The organism is Flavobacterium columnare NBRC 100251 = ATCC 23463 (assembly GCF_002530675.1).
Classification (GTDB): Bacteria; Bacteroidota; Bacteroidia; order Flavobacteriales; family Flavobacteriaceae; genus Flavobacterium; species Flavobacterium columnare.
In genome coordinates this window covers 1-4,672 of record NZ_PCMX01000094.1, presented here as the reverse complement: position 1 = coordinate 4,672, position 4,672 = coordinate 1, and the positions used below count along the sequence as shown (strand labels likewise).

The 4,672-nt window shown below is 28.3% G+C and carries 3 protein-coding genes and 2 pseudogenes; 4 read left to right on the top strand and 1 reads right to left on the bottom strand.

Features of this window, described 5'->3' with window-relative positions; genetic code table 11:
- The 4 genes and pseudogenes from B0A78_RS11925 to B0A78_RS15100 form a co-directional block, all read left to right on the top strand.
- Positions 1-2,023, top strand: a 2,023-nt coding sequence (locus tag B0A78_RS11925; protein ID WP_097609701.1) for a reverse transcriptase domain-containing protein, incomplete at its 5' end; no start/stop codon positions are given.
- A gap of 73 nt (positions 2,024-2,096) precedes the next feature.
- Entirely contained in the window at positions 2,097-2,339 is a 243-nt protein-coding gene (locus tag B0A78_RS11920; protein ID WP_097609700.1) for a DUF2200 family protein, read from the top strand.
- Between the two features lie 35 nt (positions 2,340-2,374).
- Positions 2,375-2,563 (top strand): annotated as a pseudogene (locus tag B0A78_RS15105) (hypothetical protein); the annotation flags it as partial.
- 3 nt (positions 2,564-2,566) lie between these two features.
- Positions 2,567-2,703, top strand: a pseudogene (locus tag B0A78_RS15100) (zeta toxin); the annotation flags it as partial.
- Between the two features lie 735 nt (positions 2,704-3,438).
- On the opposite strand, the gene B0A78_RS11910 reads toward B0A78_RS15100, so the two are convergent.
- A complete protein-coding gene (locus tag B0A78_RS11910; RefSeq protein ID WP_123906685.1) occupies positions 3,439-4,533 on the bottom strand; it encodes a hypothetical protein in 1,095 nt (364 codons plus the stop codon).
- Positions 4,534-4,672 lie beyond the last annotated feature (139 nt).

Sequence of the window (4,672 nt, the reverse complement as noted above, 5' to 3'; positions counted from 1 at the left end):
GAGTATATATTATCCAGATTTAAAGATTTTTGAAACTTTTTTGAATTCGAATATTCAAAATTTAACTGATCAATTAAGAAATAAGACTTACAAAGCTGAACAGGCTCATAAAATATTTATTCCTAAAAAAAATGAATTAGTAAGACCTCTTTCAATGCTTAAATTTACTGATCTTCTAATTTATCAAGCAATAGCAAACATTATTGTAGATTTTTCTTTTGATAAGATTGCACCTCTATATGGGAAGACAATTTTTGGAAATATAGTAAATCCTACAAATTCCAATGAAACAGATAAAATGTTTTTTTTTCAACCTTGGAAAAAAAGTTGGAAGAATTTTAGTGATCGTTCAATAAAGTATTTCAATGATGGCTATGTTTATTTATCTGAATTTGACATTGCTTCTTTTTTCGATACAATTGACCATAATATACTATTTCAAATTTTAAAAAAAAATTACGGGATTGACGAATCAATAATTAATCTATTAGAAAATTGCTTAGAAACTTGGACAGGTGATTTTAATCATCGAACATTTATTTCAAAACACGGAATACCTCAAGGTCCATTAGCTTCTGCCTTTTTTGCAGATTTATATTTAATCTATCTAGATGATGAAATAACAACTAAAGGAAAACTGGAAATAAAATATTTGAGATATGTAGATGATATAAGAATTTTTAGTCGAGACAAAAAAATTTCAAGAAAAGCAATTGCTGCCTTAGACTTAATATCTAGAGATTTAGGATTAATTCCTCAAGGAAATAAAATATCTATTAAGAAAATTGATGACATCAAAAAAGAACTTAAAGTTCAAAATAATAAGTTTTCAGAAATAAATAAAGAATATTTAAAAGAAACAGATGGAAAACCAATAAAAAGTCTTAAATCTAAAACCCATCGCCAATTAAAAAAAAGGTTTTTAGAATGCTTCGAGGAAGATGATTTAAAAAGGTCTGAAGAATATTTAGACAAAACAATAATAGGATTTTCTCTTTTCAAACTTAATAAAGATGATGAAATTAAAGAAAAGATTATCTCAAATTATGAACTTTTGTTTACGCAATTCGAAGGAATTTTATATTATTTACAAAAGCATTATAATGATTCGCAAGAAGTCAAATCTTTCCTAAATTCTGTTTTATTAGATGAAGATATATTATTTCATCATTTAACTGCATTGATATTTAAATGGTTTCCAAAGATTGAATTTAATGAAAGTATATTTGAAAAATATATTTCTAAAGGAAATAGAAATTGGCTTGTGAGATATTATATGATTGATTGGCTATATCACAATAAAAAAAATGAATTATTTGAATTACTTTTAGTTGAAAATGGCGGCAATTATTTCATCGAAAGAAAGATAAATGATTATAAGTTTATTTCTTCTTCAGACCCTACTTACAAAAAACTCTTTACTATTAGATTATTAAAAAACAAAAACGATTTATTGGCTTTACAAGGATTGTATTTATCTATTCGTAATTTAAGTGTATTTTTAAGCATTGATCTCAATTGTGACTACAATACGTATGTCAAAAAAATTAAAGGAGGTAACATTGAAGATTATATCTCACAAACTTTAAAAAACATTTATAATATAACTAATCCAGAAACTTTTTTTAATAAAAATATTTGGAATGATGATATAATTTATAACGAACTAAACGAATCACTTTTTGGATATGAAAAATTCAGGTTTAATGAACCTTCAATTGCCATTTTAAACTTAAACAATTTTAATAATTTATGCTTTGACAAAATATGTGAACGATTAAACATAAAAAAACCTTCTAAAGAATTTGGAGTAAATCTAGACTCTCAAATCATAAATGAAGATTTTCCAAAATCTAATAGATATTGGATTGAAATTAATTCAAAAAGAAATCAAAAATCAGAAGCACATCCGTATGATCGATATGGTCAAATAAGAATTAAAATTGATAAAAAAGACTTAGAGAATTTACACAATAAACAAATTGAAACATTAAAAGAAATTTGTCTGTTTAGAAAATTTTGATATGATAATTAATTTTTCATTTTTAAAATTTGTTTAGCTATAGTAATCAAAATATCTACTAAAATAGATCAAAATGCAACCCCACCGCATCTTCAAAATGTCTTTCGCTTCCGTTTATCCGCATTACATCGCTAAAGCTGAGAAAAAAGGTCGTACCCAAGCCGAAGTCGATACGATTATTTGTTGGTCAACGGGTTATCATCCAATACAATTGGAGGAAATCGAGGATAAATTGATGCGACAAATTCGTTATCTCGATAAACTTATTTATGAGTTAGCAAAGGGCAAAGTGATGGAGAAGATATTAAGGGTATAACATTACTTCATAAAAATTTCATTAGATTTTTGTAGATGACGAAAAAAAATCTATATATCATTTCGGGTTGTAATGGTGCTGGAAAAACCACAGCCTCTTTTACCATTTTACCTGAAATTTTAGATTGTAAAGAATTTGTAAATACAGATGAAATTGCGAAAGGGCTCTCCCCTTTTCAACCTGAAAAAGTAGCTTTTGAGGCGGGTAGAATTATGCTTCACCGAATGAGAACTTTGTTGTTCTTTTGGTTAAAAACAACAGAATTAGCAAAAGAGAAAGTAAAAACAAGGGTAAAAGAAGGAGGTCATATATCCCTGATTATATTATTGAAAGAAGGTACAAAAAGGGCATCTGTAGTTTATTTATACCATTTAAACTTTGAAATTTCCTCATAATACTATTTTTTTAACCTTGAAACTGTCTAAAAAGTTCACAATCTTTTCGATCAAAGGGAGAAATCACATACTATTGATTATGAGACTCCTCCTTATGTCGGGGTGACAAACTGTATATTGATTTAGACACTATCTTACAAAAGCAATAAAAATTAGTGTTGGTTCTCGATGCGCTTCGCGCTCGAACGAACGATTATTTCAATTATACACTCAACCGTTTGTTCGAGTTGTTTAAAAAAAACGTATTGAGAACTTTACTTTTTAATCCAGTATATTTTAAGCTTAAATGGTATAATTCAAATTAAACGATCCTAATTAGACCGAAACTGGCTGTTATTAAAGGTCGGAAATACTATCCTTTCGTCTAAAAGAAGTTTAAGGAAATGAATAAACAAAATGAAATCACATAATACTAACATGTGATTTCCCTTGTCGTAGAAGAGACAAACTATATATTAAGTTACTACTTTTTAGACATCTTATTTATTAGAAAAAAATTCTTAATCTATTTTAAACCCAGATTACGCATTAAAAATTCATTAGAGATAAAATGCTTTTTTAATATAAAAAAGCATTTTTTTTGTCCTAAATGTAGTAAAACTACAACTTCGGTAAAAAATTTCCATGTCGTATTTTATCTTCTTTGCCCTTTTCATCTTGATCACAAAGTATAACGCATAATCTGGGTTAAATTTCAAAAATCATCATAATATATAGACTTGCTTTGTAATGGTTGCTCTTCCCCAGTTATAATTGGGAGGAGATGAAGACCACATATTAAAAAGAAAATTTGAATTAAAGTACGAATAATATTCTATATAACCATTAAGAGAATAAGTAATATTTACTGGAGATGCTCCTGTAGTGAATTTTTCGATATATGTATTTGTAATCGTTGACATATTTGCAGTAGAACCAGTCGATGGTGGTGCTTCATAATTATTTACAATAGTTGATTTCCTAGACCCTGCTTCTGCTTCAGTCCCATTCTTTAAAAATCGAATACCATAATACCCTATCACTTCTTCTTTAGGAAAATTAGAAATACCTACAGGAACGGAATAGTTTATAATAATTATACAGTTTTTATTTGCTGGAAGGCTAACACTGGTAGACAACCCTAAATTCAAATTATTAACGATACCGGGAGATGCTATTGAATAACTAACAGGATTTAAAGCCACAATCCCATCTACATCTGAAAGAAGATGCGTATTAAATGTTCCTATATTTCCGTTAGCATCACTCGTAAGTATTTGAGTTGAACTTGTAGTAACAGGAATGTTACGAATTCGTAAACTCCCATTTACATCTAACGTAGAAGTAGGCGAAGAAGTTCCTATTCCTAAATTACCTGTACTTGTGACTCTTAATCTTTCAATATTATTGGTCCTTGTTACAAAGTCATTTGCATTTGTTGTACCTATAAAATTCGTGTTTGGATTAGTATTACCATTCCCCAAAATACTCCAATTCGTTGGAGTAGTTGTGCTTTGATTCGTTAAAAGTAACCATTTCGTTCCATTCCAATAATAAAAACCAGACACCACATCATTAGGAGCTATACCAGCAGTTACAGTATTATAAACAATTGTCCCTTCTGCAATTGAGCCTCCTTGCGGATTTAATACGGGTGCTTCACTATTTGATGCTGTTAGTTGCACTCTTGGAGGTACCAAACCACTTGTATTAGAACTAATATCTAATATTCCTTGAGGCGTTACCGTTCCAATCCCTACTTGTCCATTGATTATTATGGAGCTTAAAATAACAAAAATTAACAATACTCTTTTTTTCATCCCGCTTACATTTAAAATCATTTACAAAGTTAATAAATTAAGACTGTTTTAATATATTTTACAACAACAATATTTAAGTTATACTACTAAATATCAGTATTTTACTACAAAACACCCTTTTCAAGAAATAAATACATCA

Coding starts and splice junctions, on each gene's coding strand:
- B0A78_RS11910 (WP_123906685.1), bottom strand. CDS start 4,533: ATGAAAAAAAGAGTATTGTTAATTTTTGTTATTTTAAGCTCCATAATA.
- B0A78_RS11920 (WP_097609700.1), top strand. CDS start 2,097: ATGCAACCCCACCGCATCTTCAAAATGTCTTTCGCTTCCGTTTATCCG.